Source organism: Vagococcus coleopterorum (genome assembly GCF_011303955.1).
Taxonomy (GTDB): Bacteria; Bacillota; Bacilli; order Lactobacillales; family Vagococcaceae; genus Vagococcus_D; species Vagococcus_D coleopterorum.
In genome coordinates this window covers 1,021,770-1,044,038 of the sequence record NZ_CP049886.1, presented here as the reverse complement: position 1 = coordinate 1,044,038, position 22,269 = coordinate 1,021,770, and the positions used below count along the sequence as shown (strand labels likewise).

The following is a 22,269-nucleotide window of genomic DNA, read 5'->3' as shown; positions in this document are numbered from 1 at the left end:
TACTTTAACTAATCTATCGAAAGTTGGTGTCTAAATGAACGAAACAATTAAACTATTGCAGAGTCATGGATCCGTTAGAAATTTTTCACCCTACACACTCACTAAGGATGAATTACTAGCCATCATCGACTCCGCAAAACAAGCTCCATCTTGGATGAACTTCCAATCTTACAACCTGTTCGTCCTCCAGGGAACGGATAAAGAAGCCTTTGCTGATGTCCTTTTAACCAACCCTAACAATAAAAACAATGCTCGTTTTATTAAAGAAGCATCGGCTTTTATCCTGTTCACAACAGACTTTTCAAAGGTAAATAGTTTACTTGAACAAGAATTAGATTTTACTGATGAGTCTGAGCCACTTTTAATTTCATCAATGGATGCGGCCTTAGCTGTTCAAAATACTGTTGTCGCTGCTGAAAGTCTGGGATTTAGCACTGTTGTCGTTGGCGCTATTCGTAACGTTGCTGACAAAGTTATCCAGCACTTAAATTTACCAAATTATGCTATGCCACTTGCCGGTGTGGCAATTGGGAAAGGGAGCGTTGAAAAAAATATAAAACCAAGAATGCCACACAACTTAAATGTTTTCCATGGTAAGTATGATAATGCTCAATTTACAAAAGAAGACATTTTAAAATACGGACAAGAAACAGCAGACTTTGGCAAATCAATTGGTTATGACGCTATCCCTTGGGATCAAAAGATTGCTAAATTTTATCAAGATAAAAACTACGCTTCTACAACAAACGACATTTTAAAACAACAAAAACTAAAATAAAAAGCACCTCTCCAGGTGCTTTTTTATTTTAAATTTTCTTTGAAAAAGTCGGCAATCGTTTCCATCAACTCAATGGTTACAAGATGGCCTTCCCCTTTACCCGTTAAAAACTTAACCTTTTCGGCATACTCTTCACGCTTAATACTCTGATAAAAATCGAATGGTTGCTTATACGGAATTTTTTTATCTTCCGTCCCATGCCAAAATAAAACTGGTCTATCAGCAATTTTATTAGGTTGTAATGATAAATCTACTTGTGGAAGCCATGAGTGAATTAAGGATAATTCAGGAGGTACCTTCATGCCAAATCCCTTTGCATGTTTGCGGATATTTTTAGCATATAAAGTCGGGGTTGGCGTTCCCATAATGCTAGCTGCTACTTTAATTTCTGGTCGGCTTGTTAACAAGGCAGCGGTTGTCATGCCGCCCATTGAATAACCACCTACGCCAATCAAATCATCCTTGATTAACTTGCGCTCATTAAAATAATCCACTAACAATTGAAACTCCACAATATTGTATTGAATTGTCGAAAAGAATGTCACAGACGGAATTGGAGAAATCTCTTCTGATTTCCGCTCGCCATGATGCATCCCATCTGGTAAGATAACGCGAAATCCTTGATCAGCTAGTCGTCTAGCTTGAGTTAACAATAATTCCTTATTCGTTTTCCAGCCATGATAAAAAATGACTAGTGGTAATGCTTCGTTCAACTTAGCTTCCTGAACGACCTCTAAAATTGGAATTTGATAAACGTGGCGTGCTCTAATTTTTAATACCATTTGCCTAACTCCTTTAAAAAAGTCCCTCCATTAAATGAAGGGACTTTCAAGTTTTCTAAGGTTCAATTCTATTTAATAAACGTGGGAATGGAATTGCTTCACGGATGTGTTCTGTACCCGCAACGAATGTTACCATACGTTCAAGACCTAACCCAAATCCTGCATGTGGCACTGAGCCAAACTTACGAAGATCTAAATACCATTCATAGTCTTTTGGATCTAATCCAAAATCAATGATTTTTTGACGTAAAACATCATAATCAGTTTCACGTTCAGAACCACCAACGATTTCACCATAACCCTCTGGTGCTAATAAATCAGCACATAACACACGCTCTGGATTACCAGGAACTGGTTTCATATAGAAAGCTTTGAAACTTGCTGGATAGTTAATAATAAATGTTGGCACACCATAAAAGTTTGAAATCCAAGTTTCATGTGGCGAACCAAAATCATCCCCATGCTCTAAGTGTTCATAATCAGTATCTTCATCAGCTTCATGTTCTTGTAATAAAGTAATGGCATCATCATATGAAACGCGTTTAAACGGTGTATCAATGTATTTTTGCAATAAGTCTGTATCACGCTCTAAAGCATCTAAAGCAAAAGCTGCATTGTCTAAGACACCTTGAATCAAAGCTTTAATGTAAGCTTCTTGCAAATCAAGTGATTCATCGTGAGTGACAAATGGATACTCAGCATCCATCATCCAGAACTCTGTTAAATGACGACGTGTTTTTGATTTTTCAGCACGGAAAACTGGTCCAAAGTCAAAGACACGACCTAAAGCCATTGCCCCTGCTTCTAGGTATAATTGACCTGATTGTGACAAGAACGCTGGTTGACCAAAATAATCTGTTTCGAAAAGTTCTGTCGTATTTTCAGCCGCATTTCCTGATAAAATCGGACTGTCAAACTTGATAAAGCCATTTTCAGCAAAGAAATCATAACTTGCATAAATAATAGCGTTACGAATTTGCATCACTGCATGTTGTTTTGATGAACGCAACCATAAGTGGCGGTTATCCATCAAGAACTCTGTTCCGTGTTCTTTTGGCGTGATCGGGAAGTCTTTACTTTCCCCTACGATTTCAATGTCTGTGACACCAATTTCAAAGCCAAATTTAGAACGGCTATCTTCACGAATTTCACCAGTGATCATAACAGCTGTTTCTTGGTTTAATGATTTAGCCGTTTCAAAGACTTCTTCTGATACTTCAGCTTTAACTACGATACCTTGGAAAAAGGCAGTACCGTCACGTAATTGTAAGAAAGCGATTTTCCCACTTGAGCGTTTATTGGCAATCCACGCTCCGATTTGGACTGTTTCGCCCACATGTTTTTTTGAGTCAATAATACGAATTTTTTCCATGTTGTTCGCTCCTTCATAAGTTTAGTTTATGGGTAAGTTTACCCTTAATTCTCATTACACATTTTTAATCGTTTTGACGATGCTACCTGTTTTGAAATCGACTGAGTAATAACTTAACTCCCCTTTTTCATTAGCAGCAACTATCTCCCAAATAGGTTGATTGTCTAGAATACCAAAATTAATCCTAGTCATCTTGTGTGGTTTCATCTCTTTTGCCACAACTTGAACAGCATCAAACTCCGACAAGCCATCCTTTTGTTTTACAACTGTTACCGGATCACCTGTTTTAGGAATAACCACAAGCAACTGTTCTCCATCTTTATCGCGTCCTAATATTGTGAAGTAGGTTTCATCACGATTGTACCAATAAAACTTATCAGTCTTTTCAACACCTGCTTGTTTTTTCGCAATGGCTTCGGCTTCGCTTTGAGCTTGCTCCATTGGACGATTTGAGCGGATTAGAAAGATTAATGATAGACAAATAAAAAATAGCAAAAACAAACTTGTACCAGCTAAAATTTTATTTTTCATAGCATCCTCCTTGAATAAACTGAATATTGTTTCATTATATCAGAAAATTAACTTTTTGTGACCCGGTGTCCCTTATTTTATAAAAAATCTTGGATATCTTTTAATGACTCTTTTAAGCTCAACTCTTTTATAACCAGGTCGGCTGGTAATGCTTTTTGCAGCATTTCACCATAACTCGCTTGGGTCAAACGACGATCCAAGACAATCATTGCCCCTTTATCTTCATCAGAACGAATCAGACGCCCTATACCTTGGCGTAACCTTAAGGCTGCTTTTGGTAAAGCATATTTATAAAAAGAGTCTACTCCCTTACTTTGTAAGTATTGGTATTTTTCTTTAATAAATGGTCGTTCTGGCGAATCGAACGGTAATCGTGTCACGACTAGCAGTTCTAAACGGTCGCCAGGCAAGTCCAACCCTTCCCAAAAACTATCCGTACCTAATAAAATACTTTGGTCATTATGCTCAAACCGTTTAACTATTTTCTCGCGAGATCCCGATAGACCTTGCGCCAAGACCTCAACTCCTTCATTTATCATCGGTTGGTTTATTTGATGATAAACAGTTTGAAGCATTTGATGGGAGGTAAATAAAACTAATACTGACCTTTTTTCTACCTTCATTAATTCACTTATCGTGTCTCCAACAAAACGACTATAAGCTTGTGACGATAATTCTTGAAATTCAGCTGTTTCAGTTGGCACATACAAGCGGGCTTGTTGACTGTAATCATAACTGCTTGGTACTGATTTGAATGGTAAATACTCAATCCCTAATTCACGCGCTAAAAACTGGGTATCTTTGCCAACGCGAATCGTTCCGCCTGTATATAAAATCTTATTGAATTTACGATACCACTTACTATCAATCACCGTCGCTGAGTTAAAATCACTAAAGTAAGCCGTTAATTGGTGATTATGTTCATTCAATTGTAGCCAACGAACACAGTCTATCGCATTCGGGTTAATAAAAGCTGATAATAACTGCTGAAATTCACTCAATTGATTAATCACTTCAAAATAGCTGCTTAACAATTCATGATCACGTTTGCTCCAGCGTTCAATTTGTTGAACATAACTTTCTTCTATCTGATTAGACAGATTAATAGCTTCATCCAGTGCTTGCAACAATTGTTGCCCGTGACGCTGTGTATAGATTGGCATTTTTAATAACAACTCATTTGTTACAATCAAATCGGAACCAGACTGATAACCATGATCAATTAGTAAATTCTCAAAAATATCTTCTTTATAATCACCAAAAGCTACACTTAATTCTGTTGCTAGTTGGTGTAATAGTTGATACTCTTTCGACCAATTTCCCGTTTCAGCCAACTCGCGTAAACCATCACTATCATCTAACTCAGCAATCATTTTATTTAACGTCCGACTCACATCGTAACTATTTAATTGTTTTGATGCAGCATGTTGAGCCGTTTCAGGTAAATGATGTGCCTCATCGACAACGAGAATATCTGTATCGGGTAATAAACTAGCCTGTCGATTGTTTTCCTGACAAAGGAAACTATGGTTTACAATAATAATATTAGAAGTCGCAACTTTTTCTTGTAAGTGCAACCAAAAATCAACTGGGTAAAACGGTGACCTCTTAGATAAATAAGTCAGCCCTCGATGAGAAATTTCTTTAAAGAAAGGATGATTCATCGTTGTTAATTGAAGCTCATCTAAGTCACCTGTTATTGTTTCTGTTAACCAGACTAAAATCTTCATTTGATACAGCACATACTGTTTCGGCTCAGAGCGTTTTTTTAACGTATTCGAAAACCGACTTAAATCTATGAATCGCTGTTGACTCTTAAGCAATGTCGCACGAACACTTCCTGGTCGTAATTCATTAATCTTTGGAATATCTTTTTCAAGGATTTGATTTTCAAGAAAAACTGAAACTGTACTGATGACTGCAGGTTTGTCTGGTGTCGCGATATAACTTAGAGGGAACAAATACCCTAAAGTTTTCCCACTACCAGTCGACGATTCAATCGCTAGATTTTTCCCAGCAAAACGGTCATTAATTTCGGTCTCTTCAGTTACTCGACTAGTAAAGAAACGATCAGCAAAGTTCATCATCTTGCTTTGACCTGGTCGGTAATCTAAAGTTTTCCCATAAATTTTTTGTTTTTGTTTTTTATCTTTCGGGAAAGCATCTTGATTTGGTTGATACCAATTTAAGGTCGGCTTTCCCTTTTTTTGAAGAGCAATCCCATCAACCACTTGGATTGTTGGGTTTAATGGCGGTAGTTCACGAACCATTTCAACTGTTAGCATATCGAGATACTCACCAGTATTCATCTCACAGCAGCTCGCTAAGGAAACAATCGTATCCATAGTTGTTAATGGCAATGTCATAATTTTCTTTTCAATCATCATCAGTAAATTCGCCGTGGCTTCGGCATCACTATCAGCTTGATGAGGGTTATCATGTGAGAAACCAAACTCATCAGCTAAATCGCTTAATCTAAAACTTGCTGATGTTGGTAAGAAGATTTGAGCTAACTCTACTGTATCAATTCCTAAAAGATTCAAAGCAGGCTGCTCACAGCGAATTAACTCTGTACTTAAAAATTGATAATCGAAGGCAATGTTATGTGCAACAAAGACTGTCCCTTGTAACATATCATAAATTTCTTTTGCCACTTCTTTAAAAGTTGGCGCAGTCGAAACGCGTTCATTACTTAATCCTGTGAGTGTTTCAATTTGTTTAGAAAAGTCCCGCTCAGGATTAATATCAGATGCATAACGTGAAATAATTTGATTGTTTTGAATAAAGACGCAACCAAACTGGATAATTCGGTCATCTTTAGGATTAGTACCTGTTGTTTCTAAATCAACAACAGCATACACTTGATCTTTCTTCATGACCTCATCCTTCCTTTCACTAATACTCTAAATTATACCTATTTTCTGAAATAATGACACCTTTTACACCAAATTAAAAAGACTAGGCAGTTGACCTAGTCTTTTTTCGTTTCATTTCTATAAAAATAACTAATAAAATAACCAAATAGATAGCCGACAACCATAAAGAATGACTAAAGGCTCTCTGGTAATCACTTAAACTGGCTTTAGCTAAACTTTTGCCTAATGAATTCTGGAAAAAGAAGCCAATGGCACAAACACCTAAGCTACTTGCTAAGTACATGACAGTATTTAGCAACGCGCCACCTATCCCCATAAATCTCATATCAAGTCCCTGGAGAATGATTCCCACTAAAGGAGTTGTTGTCGCACCTAATCCTAAACCATACATAAACAACAATAAGCTATTTGACCAACTTAGCAACTCTGGCTGTAACATGACTGACTGACTTAAATATAATAAGGCTATTCCCATAACAGCTGTACCAAAAAGTAATAACTTATCTCCCACAACTGATAATAACTTACTTGATGATACAGAAGTTAAAATAAACCCAACACCTAATGATAAAAAAGCTAAGCTCGTCTCTGCCACACTGTTACCAAGACCTGATTGAACATAATAAGTTATTAAAAAGAATACCGAAAACATATTCAAATAAACAAATAACACACTAGCTAAACCTAAACTATAAAAGGAATTATCAAACAATTCTAAATCAACTAGAACCACTTTACCTTTTTCTTTTCGTTGCTTTTCAATCAGATAAAATGCAACCAGTAACCCAACGGCTACAAAAATCATAACTACTTGAAATGACATAGCCTGTTTATTTTGAAGCTGATATAGGCTATTAATGACTAACAACAAACCGGAAGATAACAAACCTGCCCCTAACCAATCAATTTTATCAGCTGAGATAGCTGGTTGTGTTTCCAATAATCTCATACCAAGCAAAATTAATAAGCAAAAAGGAATGTTGATAATAAATATATTACGCCAGCCTAGATCGAAGGCGTTGATATTTATGATCAGTCCACCAAGCATTAGACCAAAGGTAAACCCTAAGCCGATGACAACACCATAAATCGAAAAGACTAAGGGTTGAACGGCTTTATCAAACTGGTTGCGCATAAGAACTAAAACTTGTGGCTGAATACAGGCTCCAAAAATCCCCTGCAAAATTCTGACAACAATCAAAATAGTTCCTGATATTGCAGTCGCTCCAACGATTGAGACTAACATAAAGCCAAGAATTCCGACTATTAACAGCCGTTTATAACCAAAAACATCGCCTAGCTTGCCACTCAGTATTAACGTTGCTGCTAACCCTAAGGCATAGCCACTTAGGATATATTGTGCTTGACCGTAACTAGCACCAACTTGAGTTTGAATTTCCGGCAGTGCAACTTGAAGCATATATGTATTTAAACTAATTAATAAGTTAGGTAACAAAATAACACTCAATGTCACCCACTCTTTAACTGATAACTTTTTCACAAAAAAACTTCCTTCTAACCACTAAATTTTAACCGTAGATTTTTTTAGCTAACTGCTCAACACCTTCCAATGATTGGTAGCCATAACCAAACATCGCATTGTAGTCTAAGCCATAAACTTTTTTATTTTTAATCGCTTGCATCTCTTGTAGACGAGGGTCTTTCATCAGGCTATCAATTAAATCTTGGTCAGAAACGCCATCAGAACCCCCTGCTGACCAATCAGGTACGATTAAATATTCTGGATCTGCTTTGATTAATGATTCTAAGCTAACCTCACCCTCTACATCTTTAAAAATGTTGTTTAAGTTTAACATTTCAAAAACACTTTGGAAGAAGGTTTCTTTACTGGCAGAATAGACCATAATTTCATCAGGTGTACTCATGTGTAAATAAGCAAAGTCGGCTTTATCATGTGTCCCGATCGTCTTTTTAATAGCTGCTTCTTTCTCTTTTAATTCTGTTGAGAATTCCTTTGCTTTATTTTCAACCCCAAATAATGTCCCAGTACGTTCAATGTCATCGTAAATCGACTCGAATGTTCCACCTTGAATAGATGACCCTAAGATAAAACTTGGAACTGACATTTCTTTCAAACTTTCAACTGACCCATTGCCCCATTCTTCTTCACTAAACAATGTTCCACGTCCGTAAATTAAATCTGGATTGACACTTAAGGCTAATTCTTTCCCTACATAGTCAGTGGACACTTTAGGTAGTTTGGCATATTCTTTCGCAACGGTTTCATCACCTTGCCCAAAGTTAGCACCCACACCGACAATCCGATCTTGTAAGCCTAAGTGTAATAAAATCTCCGCCGCTGGTTTTGTATTAACAAAAATTTTCTCTGGTATTTTTTCAAAGGTCGTTTCAACTTTTGAAAACTCCGTTGAGCCTTTTTTATTTTCATAATTACTAATTGTGACACTCTTATCTGAACCTGCTTTATCTTGCGTTGTATTTGAACAGCCTACTAATACAAAAGCTAATGCTATTGTCATAATAACTGATAATTTTTTCATGTTAATTCTCCTCTTCTTTAAAATAGAAATTTAATCCTTGGTCAAAAGGATTACGGTATACTTCGCATTTTACATCGTACAACCGTGTTAACAGTTCTGAGGTCATCACCTCTTCTGGACGTCCTTCTGCTATAATCACCCCCTCTTTCATGGCATAAATATAATCACAGTACCTTGCAGCTGTTTCTAAATCATGCAGGACTGTTAAAATGCCAATATTTAACGATTTAAGTTCTTTCATCAATCGTAATTGATGTTTTATATCTAAGTGGTTTGTTGGCTCGTCTAAAACCATATAAGGGGTTTCTTGACATAATGCCCGAGCAACAATCACACGTTGTTTCTCACCGCCAGATAATGATAAAAAATTACGATGACGATAAGCTAATAGCTCCATTTTTTCTAACGCCTTAGTGACTAACTGATAGTCACTAGCTTTGTCACCTTCTAGTAATTTTTTATAGGGCGTTCTGCCTAGTAAAACCATTTCTTCGACAGTTAAGTCAAAGTTGACCTCATTAAACTGACCGACAACTGACATATTTCTTGCCACTTCTTTAGCATCTGCTGTTCTGGTATCTAAACCATCTAACTCAATTTGACCTGACGCAATAGCTAAGACACCCGTAATGCCCTTCACTAAAGTTGATTTACCACATCCATTAGGACCAATAATCCCCACACATTGCTGATCAGAAACTTTTAGTGAGGCTTCTTTAACAAGCTTAGTCTGTTTAATTTGAACAGATAAATTATCAACATATAAACCCATTTAAGCACCCCCAAAGTTGTATTCTTTTTTGACAATCATATAAATGAAAATTGGTGCACCAATTAAGGCTGTAATAATACCAATTGGTAATTCAGCATTCGTTACGATAACACGGGATAATAGGTCACAAAGCACCATGAATAAGCCACCTGATAAAATTGAAATTGGTAATAACTGTTTATGGCTTGAACCACAAAAACCACGAACAATATGTGGAATAATCAAACCAACAAAACCAATCATTCCAGAAAACGATACAATTACTCCAGTTAAAACAGCCGTCAGCCCCATATATAGCATACGATAGCGGCGCAGATTTACACCGAGTGATAATGCCGCATCTTCCCCGAGTAACATCACATCTAAAATACGATACTGACTCAAAAAGAAGAGAATCATTAACGTTAGTACGACTAGCAAAATTTGTAGTTTTTGCCAATCAGCTGACGCTAAACTTCCCATTGACCAAAACGCAACGGACTTCATCCCTTCTGCATTATTAGAAAGGAACACAATCAAACTTGTCACCGCACCAAATAAGGAGCTAATAATTGTTCCCGATAAAATTAATTTAATTGAGGTCATTTTTCCCCCGACTGATGAAAAAACAAACACTAAAACCGAGGCTAATAACGCTCCCCAGAATGCCCCAAAAGAGATCCCCGCATTTTGAAGCATTGGCAGCGAACTAAAGCCAATTAAAATCGCAAATGTTGCCCCTAATGAAGCTCCTGATGAAATTCCCAAAATATAAGGATCCGCTAGTGGGTTTTGGACCATCGCTTGCATGACAACACCAACCAATGCTAACCCCATCCCAACTAATAACGCTAAAAAGACACGCGGACTTCTTACGAACCAGATAATTGATTCTGTTGCTGGATTTACATCTGACACCCCAGATAAATGAAATATTTTATTAGCATAAACCGATACAATATCAACGAAGGATATATCAGCTTGACCATTGGCTACTGAAAACGCAACTGCCAATATAATCAATCCAACCAAACAAATTATTATAAAGGGAAATCCCCATTTTTTCTTACTCATTACACACTCTTCTTTCTAATTGAGAATAATTATCATTATCAACCACTTCATCATAACATCACTAATTTAAAATATCAATGTGAAATACCTAACAAAAAAAGACCCTTTAAAGGTCTTTTTTTTGACTAATTAATTTGCAAAAATTAACTTTATTTAGTTGATTGCCCTGTGCGATATAAATCCCCTTTGAACTAGCAAAGAAACAACTGACATAACTTGCCAAAAGTAACCAAGGTGCTAGTTCCAACCCAAACAACTCCACCCCCATAACAGCACATGCTAAGGGTGCATTGGTAGCACCAGCAAATACCCCAATAAATCCTAAGCTTGCTAAAAATGGAACGGTTACTTGTAGCATCGTCGCTAAGCTCGCACCTAAAGTCGCTCCAATTTCAAATAACGGGGTCACTTCTCCCCCTTGGAAACCCGCTCCCAGTGAAAAGACGGTAAAGAGTAATTTATTAATAAAATCAAAAAGTTGATGGGTGCCTGCAAATGCATCTGATAATAAGGGAAGACTTAATCCCAAATAACGTGTTGTCCCAAATAGTCCAACCAAACCTAAAACAACTAGCCCACCAAATCCAGCACGTAACACTGGATTAACAATCAGATGAGAATAGATGGTTTTAATTTGACGAATTGACCAACTAAATAAAGTCGCAACACACCCAAAAGCAATACTGGCTAGTAATACTTTTAATAATAGAGAGATTGAAAAGTCAGGTATGATTCCAGCTGCGTAATGACTATGCTGGATCCCTACTAAAACCGTGACTTGATTAGCAATTAACGCTGTTAATAGACTGGGCAGTAGCCCACGGATTTTAAAGCGTCCAATCATAATCACTTCAACGGCGAAAATTGCACCTGCAAACGGCGTTCCAAAGACACTGGCAAAACCACCACTTATTCCACAAATAATCGCTGTTTGGCGTTCTGAATCTGATAAGTTAAACCACTTGGCAACTTGCTCCGACCAAGAACCACCCATTTGAACAGCCGTTCCTTCACGACCAACTGAAGCCCCAAACAAATGACTAGTAATTGTCCCAAATAACGTTAGTGGAATCAATACTAAGGGAATTAAATTGTCACTACCATTAGCCCGACGAATCACTAAGTTATTTCCTTGATGACTTAACCCACCATATTTTTGATACAACCAGGTAAAAACCATCACAATCAGCGGCATGCCAAAAATTAACCACTGATTAGCTTCTCTAGTGGTTGTCGCCCAACTTAAACTGGTCAAAAAGAAACTCGATAACAATCCCGTCGCAACACCAATTACTAGACAAACGCTTAACCATTTAATCATCGTTATTCCTATTTTTTTTATGCTATCCATCTCTTGCGCTCCTATATCAAATAAAACACCGACTAAAAGTAGTCGATGTTTTTATCTCACTAACTTTTCTACTACTTAGAATAACATAGCAAAAGTAAGCAAACAATTCTCTTTAATTATGATACACCAATCGATCTCTTACTGGAAAGACTACGCGATTATTATTTGTTGGCACAAATTTTTTCACACGTCTAACCACTTCTAAGTTAGCGTACTGCATCTCATCAATGACAAACCATAAAACCGGTCCTGAATAAGGAGGCGTTGTTAGCGATCCAACAAAGTGATAATACTTCAACGGACGAGATAAATAATCTGCAGGGTTAAAAATCATATTAGTCCCTTCGTAAAAAATTTCTTCCATCATTTTACGACGCTTAGGATTTTCTTCAATATAGTCATCAGAATCCCCTTCATACATCACCGCAATCACTAAGTTTTCACCTTCTGGACCACTGTGGACTAAATGAAATTCAAACTTACTGGCTTGATTGTTTAACGTGTGCTCACTTGGAAAGTGAACGTGAATATCATCTAAATTGAAGCGTTGGCCCTCAAAAGTTAACCAACTCTTCCCTTCATTTGGCACTAGGTGATACGAACCACCAAAAACTTTTTGCTGATATTCTTCTTCCTGATAATGAAGTTTTAAATCCATCTCTGGCTCTGAAATAATACTCTCCACTTCGCCAAAGTCAATGGGAGATTGATACTGAAAGGCTTCCATTCCATCGGCTAAGCTCTTTAAGGGTAAGGCGTTTAAATCAGCTAATTTTTGATTCGCTTTTGTATATAAGTGTTGAATTGGCATGGGGCTATTCCCTCCTCTTTCTACACTTATATTTTAACTGACAAAAATAAATATCGTCAATTCTAAACCCTTATGCTTGTTCACTTCTTGCTTCTTTAGGTAGTACTTGGTTTAAGAAAATTCCGAATAACGTTGCAAGGGCCATGCCAGATAATTCAAATGGTCCTACCTTAAACATTAAGCCACCAATTCCAACAACTAAAATGACTGAGGCAATAATCAAATTGCGTTTTTTATCAAAATCAATTTTATTATCAATCAAAATTTTTAAGCCACTCGCTGCAATGACACCGAATAGAATGAAACTAATACCTGAGATAACTGGTCCAGGGATACTAAGAATAACCGCGCTGACTTTCCCAACAAATCCTAGGATAATCGCTAAAACAGCTGCCCCACCAAGAACAAAAACACTGTGAACTTTAGTAATGGCTAGTACACCAATATTTTCACCATAACTTGTGACAGGAGGACCTCCAATAAAACCAGCCGTAATTTGGGCTAAACCATCACCAAGTAACGTTCTTGATAAGCCTGGATCTTCAAAGAAGTTACGACGTGTTAATTTATTTAAAACTGTTAAATGACCGATATGCTCTGTCATTGTCACAAAGGCAATTGGTGCCATGGTCATAATCGCACCAATGTGTAATTTAGGTTGATACTGAACAAACGGAATTTCAAAATTAGGCATGGCAAACCAACTAGCTTCTGCAATGGGAGCTGTGTCGACAATTCCCATTAATAAGGCGAAAACGTAGCCTGAAATAATCCCTAGCAAAATTGGCAGCAAGCCGATAAAACCTTTCAAAAACATGTTAAAGATAATCGTCAATGCTAAGGTTACGAGCGCTACTAAAATTAATTTGGGATCATAATTCCCCGCACCATCATACATCGCATTAGTTGCTGCATTTCCAGCAAGTCCTAATCCAATCACCATCACAACTGGTCCCACGACAATCGGTGGTAAGACTTGATTAATCCACTCTGAGCCAATCTTTTTTATGATATAAGCAACAATGACATAAACTAAACCAGTTGTGATTGCACCCTGAGCAACTGCTGGGTAACCATCACTTTTCATCAACATTTGCATAGCAGGAATAAAAGCAAAACTACTTCCTAAGTAAGCTGGTATTTTAGCCCCAGTTGTCAACATATAAACAATCGTTCCTAATCCAGAACTCAACAAAGCTATTCCCGGATCAATCCCTACTAAGATTGGGACTAAAACAGTTGCTCCAAACATCGTGAAGAGATGCTGCAAACTCAAACCAAACCATTGCAATGCTTTTGGCTTATCCTTAATATCTAACACGACTTGATCATTTCTAAATTCACTCATTTTCATTCTCCTTTTTGTTTAGTTGCAAATTAAAAACCTTGATCAGCTCGACCAAGGTTCTCACAAAAAGACTCCAGACTTAGTAAGGAGAATTTTTGCTTTTCCTAGCCTCACGGGACTACTTTAAAAAGCGACTATTATTTAATTAAACAGATGCGGTCTTCCCCATCTGACTCAACCATTTTAACTTCAACTTCTTCTGTTACAGCTGTGGGTAAGTTCTTACCTACAAAATCCGCACGAATTGGTAACTCACGATGCCCGCGATCTACTAAGACAGCTAAAGCAATGCTTGCCGGTCTACCGTGGTCCATCACTGCATCAAGGGCTGCCCTTATTGTCCGTCCCGTATAAAGGACATCATCAACAAGTATGACTTTTTTACCCGCTAAGCTTTCTGGTATTTTTGACATTGTTGGATCCGGCGTCATGTCTAATTTTTGATCATCACGATACGTGGTTATATCCAACTCTCCAGTAAACACTCTTACATTCGAAAGTTCTGACAAACGATTAGCTAATCTTTCAGCAATAAAAATTCCACGTGTTTTAATACCCACTAACACTAAATCATCTAATGACTCATATCGTTCGATAATTTCATAACTAATCCGTGAAATCGTACGAGCCATTGTTTGAGCATCAAATACTTCTACTTCACTCATTGTTTTCCTCCTTTGTCAGTGAATTTGCCACAAAAAAACTCCTACCTAAAAAGGGCAGGAGTAAAAGTTCTACACAAAGTACAGTTTCCCTCAAGAAACTGTCTGCCTTATCAGTCTCACGGGACTGTTTTAAAGGTATTGTTTAATTGTCTTAAATTCTTATCTATTAGCATACTATTTTTGTTATCTAATAACAAGTTATTTATTTAAGGTTTTTAAAATCTCTTGGAAATTCTCTGGTAAGTCTGCTTCAAAGTATAACTCTTCACCCGTTTTTGGATGCACAAATCCTAACGATTTGGCATGCAAGTATTGACCTGTTCCAGGCAATGTTTTGCGTGGGCCATACAAAGGATCACCAGCAATTGGGTATTTAATATATTGCATGTGGACACGAATTTGGTGCGTACGTCCTGTTTCAAGTTGGCATTCAATCAATGTGAAATCTTCAAATTTTTCTAAAACTTTAAAGTGTGTCACAGCAGGCTTGCCACCCTCGATAACCGCTTGTGATTGACGATTGATTTTAGAACGACCAATTGGCGCATCAACCGTCCCTTTTTCATGAGGGATTTCACCATGAACTAAGGCAACATAGCGACGGACAACCGTTTTATCTTTTAACTGCTTACTTAATGATTCATGAGCTTCATCATTTTTAGCAACCATTAACAGTCCAGATGTATCTTTATCGATTCGGTGAACAATTCCTGGTCTCACTACATCGTTGATACTTGATAAGTTTTTGATATGGAATAATAAAGCATTAACCATTGTGCCACTAGCATGACCGGCTGAAGGATGAACGACCATTCCTTGCGGTTTATTAACCACAACCACATCATCATCTTCATAGACAATTTCTAAAGGAATATCTTCTGCTTCGATTTTTAATTCCACTGGAGCTTGACGAATAATTTCAATTTCATCACCAGCTTTGACTTTATAATTTGATTTCACTACTTCACCATTTACGGTTACGAAACCATCTTTTAACCATTGTTGGATTTGTGATCTTGAAAAATCAGCAAACTCTTCAACAATCGCTTTATCGATTCTTCCTGTTTGTTCTTCAATTGTCATATTTAATTTATCTAACATTATTAGCCACCTATTCTTTTTTTTCATCAAGCAAGATGTAAATTAAAACACATGCTACACCGATACTTAATGCTGTATCTGCTACGTTGAAAATCGGGAAATTAAAAAACTCTACTTGGAACATATCTACCACATATCCTAAACGAATACGGTCAATAAAATTACCAATAGCCCCACCTAAAATCAGTGCTAGACCAACTGTTAACCATTTACTTTCTTTAATATTATGAACTAGTAAATAGCCAATTACTAAACAGCACACAACTGTCACAATATAAAAGAACCACATTTTACCTTCTAACATACTCCAAGCTGCCCCTTCATTATGAAGATGGGTCAAACTTAACACTGGATTGTGGAGGACTGTTTCACCAATGACGATTTGATTGACTGTCCAAATCTTAACTAACTGATCCACAATAATGACTGTTAGGGCGATTAATAAATAGGGAATCATTGCATCTCACTCCACTCTTCATAATAATCTTGGAACACTTCTTTCGGTCTAACTAGACCGATTAACTTACTATTCGCTTGTCCATCAGTTGTTATCAAGATAGCCTCAATGGTTGGGTCAGCTAAAAACTTTTCCATAACTTGAAAGACATAGGCATTTTGAGCCACAAACAAATAGTTATTGCGTTTTGCATCACTTTTTAAAACCGATTCGACTGTTTTCCCTTTGATCGATATTTGCTCATTTTGATTGTGAGCTGCCAACCAAATCCCAATACCATTGGCAGTGATTAATCCCAAAAACTGCTTACCATCATAGATTGGAAACTGTGAGTATTCTTTCTCTGTTAAACTTTTTAAAATGACATCTAAAGACGTCCCTTTTTCAAAAGTCACAACCTCTTTTTTAAACCGCGGACTAACAAGCTCTGGCGCAATTAACTCTTGTTCAATTTTTTCGATTTTTTTGACAATCCAATCATTCGGTTCCGCAATAACAAAATCCGGAGCAATCCGATCATGAACAATTGCATTTCGCAATTGGGCAATTTCAAGTAAGTCATCATGGTATTTACGAACTTGTAAATCTTTACGTTTGGATAATCTACGAACTAGTTCAGCAAAACCTGGAAATGGTTTACGTTTGTATTCATCTTGTAACCACTTTTCAATCCGATTAAACGATGCTAAAAATTGATTGGCTTGTTTTCCCATAATAGACCCTCGCTTTTAAACTTAGTTCATTCTGCACTGATATAAATCCTTTCTAATGATAACAGTTTATAGCGGAAAAAGCCACGGCTACTTACTGTCACCGACATTCTGATAAAAAGCACTTAAAATTGACCTTAGACACTTTATTCCCTATAATGAAAGGGTATTCAATTATGACTAACTGGGGGAAATGAAGATGACGAATGGAACAGTTAAATGGTTTGATGCACAAAAAGGCTATGGCTTTATTACGTATAATGAAACTGAAGAAATATTCGTTCACTTTACCGGAATCGTTTCCGATGGTTTTAAAACCCTAAAAGAAAATCAAGTTGTTTCATTTGAAATTAAAGATGCTCTGCGAGGTCCTCAAGCAACAAATGTAACTGTTATCGATTAAAAAAAAGCGCTGGCAAATGCCAACGCTTTTTAAATTCCTTTAACTATACCTTTAAACTGTTCATGAGCTTTGACATCCCTTATAAACATGTCTAATGTTTTAGGTGTCATCAACAGTGATTCATTTAATAACTCTTGTTCTATCGTTAGACCGTAGGTGCCAACTGACAATTCTTTAATCGATTGCACTGGAATCTTGCGTTCATTTTTTTTCAAAATAGTTTTAATAATTAAATCATTATCTTCTATGACAATGATTCGTCTTAAACCAAGCCAAACAAAAAAAATAAATACTAAACCAATTAAAATAGAATATATATTCAGTTTAATTAATTCTAATTGCACAATTAAGGCAATAAAAAACAAAGTAAATGTCAACGACCAATAGATTAAACTAGTTGCAATCTCAGGCTGCCAACGGTATGCTTTCTTTATTAGTTTTTCTTTCATAGAAACCCCTCTAGTAATGTAACATTGTTTCTATAATACCATAATTTCAAAAAAGTCTCACTGATAGATAAGGAGTTCGTTTCATGCTTAAGATTTACGTTGATGCATCAACTAAAGGAAACCCAGGACCAAGTGGCATTGGCATTCAATTAATTGATGGTAACCATTACTTGCAACTCAATTACCCCCTCTCTGACATGTCCAACCACCAAGCAGAATTTGTAGCAATGGAAGCCGGTTTGACGGAAGCAATTGAGCGTGGACTGAATGACCAAACAACCTTTGTCTACAGTGATAGTAAAGTTGTCTGCGAAACCATCGATAAAAACTTCACTCAAAATGAGACGTTTAAGCCTTATTTAAAACGGATTCAACAACTTATCCCAAAATTTGATTTGATTATTATTCAGTGGATCCCTGAAAGACAAAATAAAGGCGCTGACAACCTTGCCCGTCAAGGTTTACAAAAAGCGCTACATAAAATAGAAAAAGAAGCCTAAGCGGCTTCTTTTTAATTTGTTGCTAATTCTTTTAGTAATTCAAAAAATTCTGGTGAGTCATTAAAAGGGTGAATATAGTTAAACTCCACTCCACCATTTTCCATAAAGTATTCTTTATTCTCACTTTCAATTTCTTCAATTGTTTCAATACAATCTGATACAAAACCTGGGGTAATGACCAATACTTTTTTGACCCCTTCTTTAGGCAATGCCATTAAAGTTTTATCCAATGCGGGTGTCAACCATTCAGCTGGACCAAATTTAGATTGATAGCACATTCTCCAAGGTGTTTCTAACTGAAGTTCTGCCATCAAAGCATCTGTCGTTGCTTGACACTGCGCTTGGTACGGGTCACCTTTTTCAACATAACTCACTGGAATTCCATGGTAAGACAAAATTAACTCATCAGGTTGATGCTCCGAAATTCCTTGGCGAATTTGATCTGCTAACAATTTAATGTAACCAGGATGGTCAGTAAATTCTCTAACAAAATGTAAATGTGGCATGTCTTCTGATTGTAAATAATGCTTGAAGACAGCATCGTTAATCGAAGCAGTTGTCGTAGTTGAATACTGTGGGTACAACGGAATAATTGTCACATCATCTACGCCCATTTCTGCCATTTCTGTTAAGCTTTGGCTGATTGTTGGCTCACTATATGCCATACCATAACGTACTACACTATCTGATAGTAATCCTTGTAACCCTTCTGCCTGTGCCTTTGTATAGATTTCTAATGGCGACCCTTCAGCTGTCCAAATTTCTTTATATAAAGCGGCTGACTTTTTAGGTCGTGTATTTAAAATAATGCCATGTAAGATTGGTAACCATTTCCAACGAGGTGTATCAATCACACGATGATCACCTAAAAACTTTGCTAAATAGCGTTTAACTTCTTTTTTTTCAGGTTTTTCTGGCGTCCCAATATTAGCAATTAAAATTCCTTTTTTCATCATCATCTTCCTTTCTATCACATCATAAACCTATTGATAATAATTCTCAATACCAAACAAAAAAGAACTGACTCAGTCAGTTCTTTTTATTCTTGCACTTCCCTTGGTTCTCTCGGTGGACGAGTTCCCCAGTATTGGAATAAATCTGTTCTTAACGCACCATTGTATAGTTTACGTTTTTTTGTTGCTTTCGCTTTATAATGCGTTTCAAAAGTTAAATCACTAGTTAGGATATACTTACTCCATGTTTTTAATGGACGATATGTCTCTCCCATTTCACGGTATAAGCGTTGAACTGATTCTTCTTCACCTAAACGTTCACCATATGGCGGATTGGCAACAATCACACCATATTCTTTTTCAGTGGTAAAATCTTTTAATTGCATTTGTTTAAATTGAATGGAATCACCTAAGCCGATTTCAGCAGCATTATCTTGTGCAATCTGAATCATCTTACCATCAATATCAGATCCCATAATATCTAATTCAATATCATAGTCTGCCTTCTCATCGGCTTCTGTTCTGACCTTATCAAAGATATCACCATCAACCCAGTCCCAATCTTCACATAGGAAATCTCGGTTGAAGCCTGGTGCAATATTGTGGCCAATTAAAGCAGCTTCAATACAAATTGTCCCTGATCCGCAAACGGGGTCATAAAAAGGACGGTCTTTACGCCAATTAGTTAACATCACTAAGGCCGCAGCCATATTTTCTTTTAATGGCGCTCCCCCTTTTTCAACACGGTAACCACGTTTAAACAAACTTGGTCCTGTCGTGTCTAAAGTAATCGTCACTTGATCTTTTAACAAAGCTACTTCTAACGGGAATTTAGCTCCTGTTTCTGGTAGACGGCCATAACGGTGATAAACCTCACTTAAGCGACTAACAATCGCTTTTTTAGTAATGGCTTGGCAATCAGAAATACTAAATAACGTTGATTTGATTGATTTTCCTGCTACTGGAAACTCAGCATCCATTGGTAAAATATCTTCCCATGGTAAGGCCTTAGTTTGTTCAAACAGCTCTTCAAAGGTCACCGCTTTAAATTCACCAACCACGATTTTGATACGGTCAGCGGTTCTTAACCATAAGTTTGCTGTCGCAATTGTTTCAAGATCGCCATGAAAAATCGCTTTCCCATTTTCAACCTGGCATTCAATCCCTAAATCTCTTAATTCTTGACCAACCAGCGCTTCCATACCACTGGCAGCTGTGGCAATTAGTTTAAATTGTTTCATATTATTAACTCCCTTTCAGGGTATTATTCGAAAAAAAAGCCTTCCAGTTACGGAAGGAAATCCTGATTAATTGTAGTTTTCTATAAGCCATGTTCTGTATTGAAACCTCTCAGGAAAGAAAGTTCCAACGATAATCATCTGTCTACAGTAAAACTGTTCCTTTTCTTGTTCAATTCCTCAAAAAGAATGCCCCTACCAAAGTTTGGGTTGCTCGCTCGAGGGGTTTACCGCGTTCCACTAACACCATTTCTAATGTTACTTCGTCACTGTGGCACTTTCAAGACTACTCCCCCATAGCCGAAACCTTAGGAGTTTTATCTGCCGTTACCTGACAAGCAGGTACCTTAGCTTATTTTTTCGCTAAGCACGAACACTACAAGCATCGCAGCTTGTGCGAGCATGGACTTTCCTCAAACGAGTAAACTCGCCTGCGATTACCCAAAAACTACAAATACAATCAATTAATTAAAATGTTCTTGTTTGTTCTAAATCTTCATGAATCGCTTTAACAGTCATTGTATCTGAAAATTTATCTTCTGCTTGAGTCGCTTCAACAACTTCTTCAGTTGCTTCTTCAAAGACAGGGATTTCAGTTACTTCTTCAACAACTTCTTCAGCTGTTAATTTTTTACCAAACACTTCTTTTTCTAAACTTGATAAACGTTTTAAAATATCAAAGTTAGTTGCTGAAGCTGTTGGGGTTACAGGTTCTTGTTTAATACGTGATAACGTTTCTTGGCTTTTCGTCATTTGTTCAACTTTAGCTTTTAAACGTTGGTTTTCTTCACGTAAAGATAATAACTCACGTGTGAATGTTTCGTAGTCTTTAATAACGCCATCTAAAAACTCGTCAACTTCAACTGGGTTATAGCCACGCATTTTTGATGTGAATTCTTTTTGTAAAATCTCTCTTGCATCGTAATTAATCGCCATTTTAAGCACCTCATCTATAATTTTTCAATAAATTTTCATAGTATAAATCTATTCTTTATTCATTGTACCGAAAACCTAGGTTAAAATCAATTAAATATCATTCAAAGTCTTGGGAATGTTGTAGGTCATCCATGGTAATTTGGAAGATAGTAAATTCCTTATCCTTATCTGATTTTTCAACAAATTTATTGGCATCATTTAGAAAATATTGACTCTTTCCTTCGTACTCTTCATCATAAATCAATAAGCAACCATCAGAATGTGTTAAAAGAAACTGTGTATGGTTTCGCAGCTGTTGGGGATTGTCGTACGGTTTATGCGAAACCGAGTCAACATAGTCCGCTTTGCTTTTCATCGCTATCAACTTACCTTGGTTCTTTTCATTCCATTGTTCACCAAACCCTTCAAAAGGAAAGATTAAACCAATAGAAAAATCGGGATACTCTATCTTTAATTCCTGCGCTACATCAAAGGCCCATTCTTCTATTCCAAGGTTTCCTGACAACAACAACCACTCTAATCCCTCTTCTAAACGCTGTTCCAATTGCATTTTTAAAACTTTCTTAATAATTCTAATTTTAGGGTCATTCTCTTGAAAGACACCGAGTTCAAAACTACGGTAGCCTGTCAGATAGATTGTTTTCATTTTTAACCCTCCTAA

At 36.8% G+C, this 22,269-nt stretch carries 23 protein-coding genes and 1 other RNA gene; 3 read left to right on the top strand and 21 right to left on the bottom strand.

Annotation, left to right across the window (positions count from 1 at the left end; translation table 11 throughout):
* Positions 1–34: 34 nt before the first annotated feature.
* Positions 35–778, top strand: a complete 744-nt coding sequence (locus tag G7081_RS05190) for a nitroreductase family protein (protein WP_166007897.1) — start codon at positions 35–37, stop codon at positions 776–778.
* 23 nt (positions 779–801) lie between these two features.
* Here the strand turns inward: G7081_RS05190 and G7081_RS05185 are convergent, their stop codons facing one another.
* The 15 genes from G7081_RS05185 to G7081_RS05115 form a co-directional block, all read right to left on the bottom strand.
* Positions 802–1,560 (bottom strand): alpha/beta fold hydrolase, encoded by a 759-nt coding sequence (locus G7081_RS05185; protein ID WP_166007896.1) that lies wholly within the window; start codon positions 1,558–1,560, stop codon positions 802–804.
* Between the two features lie 55 nt (positions 1,561–1,615).
* Positions 1,616–2,932 (bottom strand): asparagine--tRNA ligase, encoded by a 1,317-nt coding sequence (gene asnS, locus G7081_RS05180; protein ID WP_166007895.1) that lies wholly within the window; start codon positions 2,930–2,932, stop codon positions 1,616–1,618.
* A gap of 54 nt (positions 2,933–2,986) precedes the next feature.
* Positions 2,987–3,463: a cell wall elongation regulator TseB-like domain-containing protein gene (locus G7081_RS05175; RefSeq protein WP_166007894.1), complete on the bottom strand. Its 477-nt coding sequence runs from the start codon at positions 3,461–3,463 to the stop codon at positions 2,987–2,989.
* A gap of 77 nt (positions 3,464–3,540) precedes the next feature.
* On the bottom strand, positions 3,541–6,339 hold the full coding sequence (locus tag G7081_RS05170) for a helicase C-terminal domain-containing protein (protein WP_166007893.1): 2,799 nt from the start codon (positions 6,337–6,339) through the stop codon (positions 3,541–3,543).
* Between the two features lie 82 nt (positions 6,340–6,421).
* Positions 6,422–7,840, bottom strand: a complete 1,419-nt coding sequence (locus G7081_RS05165) for an MFS transporter (protein ID WP_166007892.1) — start codon at positions 7,838–7,840, stop codon at positions 6,422–6,424.
* A gap of 28 nt (positions 7,841–7,868) precedes the next feature.
* Positions 7,869–8,861, bottom strand: coding sequence for an ABC transporter substrate-binding protein (locus G7081_RS05160; protein WP_166007891.1), 993 nt, complete (start codon positions 8,859–8,861; stop codon positions 7,869–7,871).
* 1 nt (position 8,862) lies between these two features.
* Complete coding sequence (locus G7081_RS05155) at positions 8,863–9,633, bottom strand: ABC transporter ATP-binding protein (RefSeq protein ID WP_166007890.1); 771 nt, start codon at positions 9,631–9,633, stop codon at positions 8,863–8,865.
* Positions 9,634–10,686, bottom strand: coding sequence for a FecCD family ABC transporter permease (locus G7081_RS05150; RefSeq protein WP_166007889.1), 1,053 nt, complete (start codon positions 10,684–10,686; stop codon positions 9,634–9,636). It abuts the gene before it with no gap.
* A gap of 106 nt (positions 10,687–10,792) precedes the next feature.
* Positions 10,793–12,037 carry a chloride channel protein gene (locus tag G7081_RS05145; RefSeq protein WP_166007888.1) on the bottom strand — a complete coding sequence of 415 codons (1,245 nt, stop codon included), beginning with the start codon at positions 12,035–12,037 and terminating at the stop codon, positions 10,793–10,795.
* 112 nt (positions 12,038–12,149) lie between these two features.
* Positions 12,150–12,848, bottom strand: coding sequence for a carbonic anhydrase family protein (locus G7081_RS05140; RefSeq protein WP_166007887.1), 699 nt, complete (start codon positions 12,846–12,848; stop codon positions 12,150–12,152).
* A gap of 70 nt (positions 12,849–12,918) precedes the next feature.
* Entirely contained in the window at positions 12,919–14,202 is a 1,284-nt protein-coding gene (locus tag G7081_RS05135; RefSeq protein WP_166007886.1) for a solute carrier family 23 protein, read from the bottom strand.
* A 131-nt stretch (positions 14,203–14,333) separates the two neighbouring features.
* Complete coding sequence (pyrR, locus tag G7081_RS05130; RefSeq protein ID WP_166007885.1) at positions 14,334–14,861, bottom strand: bifunctional pyr operon transcriptional regulator/uracil phosphoribosyltransferase PyrR; 528 nt, start codon at positions 14,859–14,861, stop codon at positions 14,334–14,336.
* A gap of 198 nt (positions 14,862–15,059) precedes the next feature.
* Positions 15,060–15,962, bottom strand: a complete 903-nt coding sequence (locus G7081_RS05125) for an RluA family pseudouridine synthase (RefSeq protein WP_338064552.1) — start codon at positions 15,960–15,962, stop codon at positions 15,060–15,062.
* Between the two features lie 10 nt (positions 15,963–15,972).
* The gene (gene lspA / locus G7081_RS05120; protein WP_166007883.1) at positions 15,973–16,419 is read right to left on the bottom strand and encodes a signal peptidase II; all 447 of its coding nucleotides are present in this window, start codon (positions 16,417–16,419) and stop codon (positions 15,973–15,975) included.
* Positions 16,416–17,132: a CBS domain-containing protein gene (locus tag G7081_RS05115; RefSeq protein ID WP_166007882.1), complete on the bottom strand. Its 717-nt coding sequence runs from the start codon at positions 17,130–17,132 to the stop codon at positions 16,416–16,418. Before G7081_RS05115 ends, lspA begins: the two co-directional genes overlap by 4 nt.
* A gap of 196 nt (positions 17,133–17,328) precedes the next feature.
* Here G7081_RS05115 and G7081_RS05110 point away from each other — a divergent pair, with 196 nt between their 5' ends.
* Positions 17,329–17,532, top strand: coding sequence for a cold-shock protein (locus G7081_RS05110; protein WP_166007881.1), 204 nt, complete (start codon positions 17,329–17,331; stop codon positions 17,530–17,532).
* A gap of 29 nt (positions 17,533–17,561) precedes the next feature.
* Here G7081_RS05110 and G7081_RS05105 read toward each other — a convergent pair whose 3' ends face one another.
* Positions 17,562–17,981 carry an EbsA family protein gene (locus G7081_RS05105; protein ID WP_166007880.1) on the bottom strand — a complete coding sequence of 140 codons (420 nt, stop codon included), beginning with the start codon at positions 17,979–17,981 and terminating at the stop codon, positions 17,562–17,564.
* 83 nt (positions 17,982–18,064) lie between these two features.
* Here G7081_RS05105 and G7081_RS05100 point away from each other — a divergent pair, with 83 nt between their 5' ends.
* Positions 18,065–18,481: a ribonuclease HI family protein gene (locus tag G7081_RS05100; RefSeq protein WP_166007879.1), complete on the top strand. Its 417-nt coding sequence runs from the start codon at positions 18,065–18,067 to the stop codon at positions 18,479–18,481.
* 11 nt (positions 18,482–18,492) lie between these two features.
* Here G7081_RS05100 and hemH read toward each other — a convergent pair whose 3' ends face one another.
* From hemH to G7081_RS05075, 5 genes are all read right to left on the bottom strand, one after another.
* Complete coding sequence (hemH, locus tag G7081_RS05095; RefSeq protein WP_202982283.1) at positions 18,493–19,437, bottom strand: ferrochelatase; 945 nt, start codon at positions 19,435–19,437, stop codon at positions 18,493–18,495.
* A gap of 83 nt (positions 19,438–19,520) precedes the next feature.
* The gene (locus G7081_RS05090) at positions 19,521–20,675 is read right to left on the bottom strand and encodes a THUMP domain-containing class I SAM-dependent RNA methyltransferase (RefSeq protein WP_166007877.1); all 1,155 of its coding nucleotides are present in this window, start codon (positions 20,673–20,675) and stop codon (positions 19,521–19,523) included.
* 78 nt (positions 20,676–20,753) lie between these two features.
* Positions 20,754–21,121: RNase P RNA component class B (gene rnpB, locus G7081_RS05085), an RNA gene on the bottom strand.
* A 19-nt stretch (positions 21,122–21,140) separates the two neighbouring features.
* Positions 21,141–21,608 carry a cell division regulator GpsB gene (gene gpsB, locus G7081_RS05080; protein ID WP_166007876.1) on the bottom strand — a complete coding sequence of 156 codons (468 nt, stop codon included), beginning with the start codon at positions 21,606–21,608 and terminating at the stop codon, positions 21,141–21,143.
* A 97-nt stretch (positions 21,609–21,705) separates the two neighbouring features.
* Complete coding sequence (locus G7081_RS05075) at positions 21,706–22,254, bottom strand: SLOG family protein (RefSeq protein WP_166007875.1); 549 nt, start codon at positions 22,252–22,254, stop codon at positions 21,706–21,708.
* Positions 22,255–22,269: the final 15 nt, after the last annotated feature.

Excerpts from the sequence above, each read along its gene's own strand:
- G7081_RS05190 (WP_166007897.1), top strand. The coding sequence starts at position 35 with ATGAACGAAACAATTAAACTATTGCAGAGTCATGGATCCGTTAGAAAT.
- G7081_RS05185 (WP_166007896.1), bottom strand. The coding sequence starts at position 1,560 with ATGGTATTAAAAATTAGAGCACGCCACGTTTATCAAATTCCAATTTTA.
- asnS (WP_166007895.1), bottom strand. The coding sequence starts at position 2,932 with ATGGAAAAAATTCGTATTATTGACTCAAAAAAACATGTGGGCGAAACA.
- G7081_RS05175 (WP_166007894.1), bottom strand. The coding sequence starts at position 3,463 with ATGAAAAATAAAATTTTAGCTGGTACAAGTTTGTTTTTGCTATTTTTT.
- G7081_RS05170 (WP_166007893.1), bottom strand. The coding sequence starts at position 6,339 with ATGAAGAAAGATCAAGTGTATGCTGTTGTTGATTTAGAAACAACAGGT.
- G7081_RS05160 (WP_166007891.1), bottom strand. The coding sequence starts at position 8,861 with ATGAAAAAATTATCAGTTATTATGACAATAGCATTAGCTTTTGTATTA.
- G7081_RS05155 (WP_166007890.1), bottom strand. The coding sequence starts at position 9,633 with ATGGGTTTATATGTTGATAATTTATCTGTTCAAATTAAACAGACTAAG.
- G7081_RS05150 (WP_166007889.1), bottom strand. The coding sequence starts at position 10,686 with ATGAGTAAGAAAAAATGGGGATTTCCCTTTATAATAATTTGTTTGGTT.
- G7081_RS05145 (WP_166007888.1), bottom strand. The coding sequence starts at position 12,037 with ATGGATAGCATAAAAAAAATAGGAATAACGATGATTAAATGGTTAAGC.
- G7081_RS05140 (WP_166007887.1), bottom strand. The coding sequence starts at position 12,848 with ATGCCAATTCAACACTTATATACAAAAGCGAATCAAAAATTAGCTGAT.
- G7081_RS05135 (WP_166007886.1), bottom strand. The coding sequence starts at position 14,202 with ATGAAAATGAGTGAATTTAGAAATGATCAAGTCGTGTTAGATATTAAG.
- pyrR (WP_166007885.1), bottom strand. The coding sequence starts at position 14,861 with ATGAGTGAAGTAGAAGTATTTGATGCTCAAACAATGGCTCGTACGATT.
- G7081_RS05125 (WP_338064552.1), bottom strand. The coding sequence starts at position 15,962 with ATGTTAGATAAATTAAATATGACAATTGAAGAACAAACAGGAAGAATC.
- lspA (WP_166007883.1), bottom strand. The coding sequence starts at position 16,419 with ATGATTCCCTATTTATTAATCGCCCTAACAGTCATTATTGTGGATCAG.
- G7081_RS05115 (WP_166007882.1), bottom strand. The coding sequence starts at position 17,132 with ATGGGAAAACAAGCCAATCAATTTTTAGCATCGTTTAATCGGATTGAA.
- G7081_RS05110 (WP_166007881.1), top strand. The coding sequence starts at position 17,329 with ATGACGAATGGAACAGTTAAATGGTTTGATGCACAAAAAGGCTATGGC.
- G7081_RS05105 (WP_166007880.1), bottom strand. The coding sequence starts at position 17,981 with ATGAAAGAAAAACTAATAAAGAAAGCATACCGTTGGCAGCCTGAGATT.
- G7081_RS05100 (WP_166007879.1), top strand. The coding sequence starts at position 18,065 with ATGCTTAAGATTTACGTTGATGCATCAACTAAAGGAAACCCAGGACCA.
- hemH (WP_202982283.1), bottom strand. The coding sequence starts at position 19,437 with ATGATGAAAAAAGGAATTTTAATTGCTAATATTGGGACGCCAGAAAAA.
- G7081_RS05090 (WP_166007877.1), bottom strand. The coding sequence starts at position 20,675 with ATGAAACAATTTAAACTAATTGCCACAGCTGCCAGTGGTATGGAAGCG.
- gpsB (WP_166007876.1), bottom strand. The coding sequence starts at position 21,608 with ATGGCGATTAATTACGATGCAAGAGAGATTTTACAAAAAGAATTCACA.
- G7081_RS05075 (WP_166007875.1), bottom strand. The coding sequence starts at position 22,254 with ATGAAAACAATCTATCTGACAGGCTACCGTAGTTTTGAACTCGGTGTC.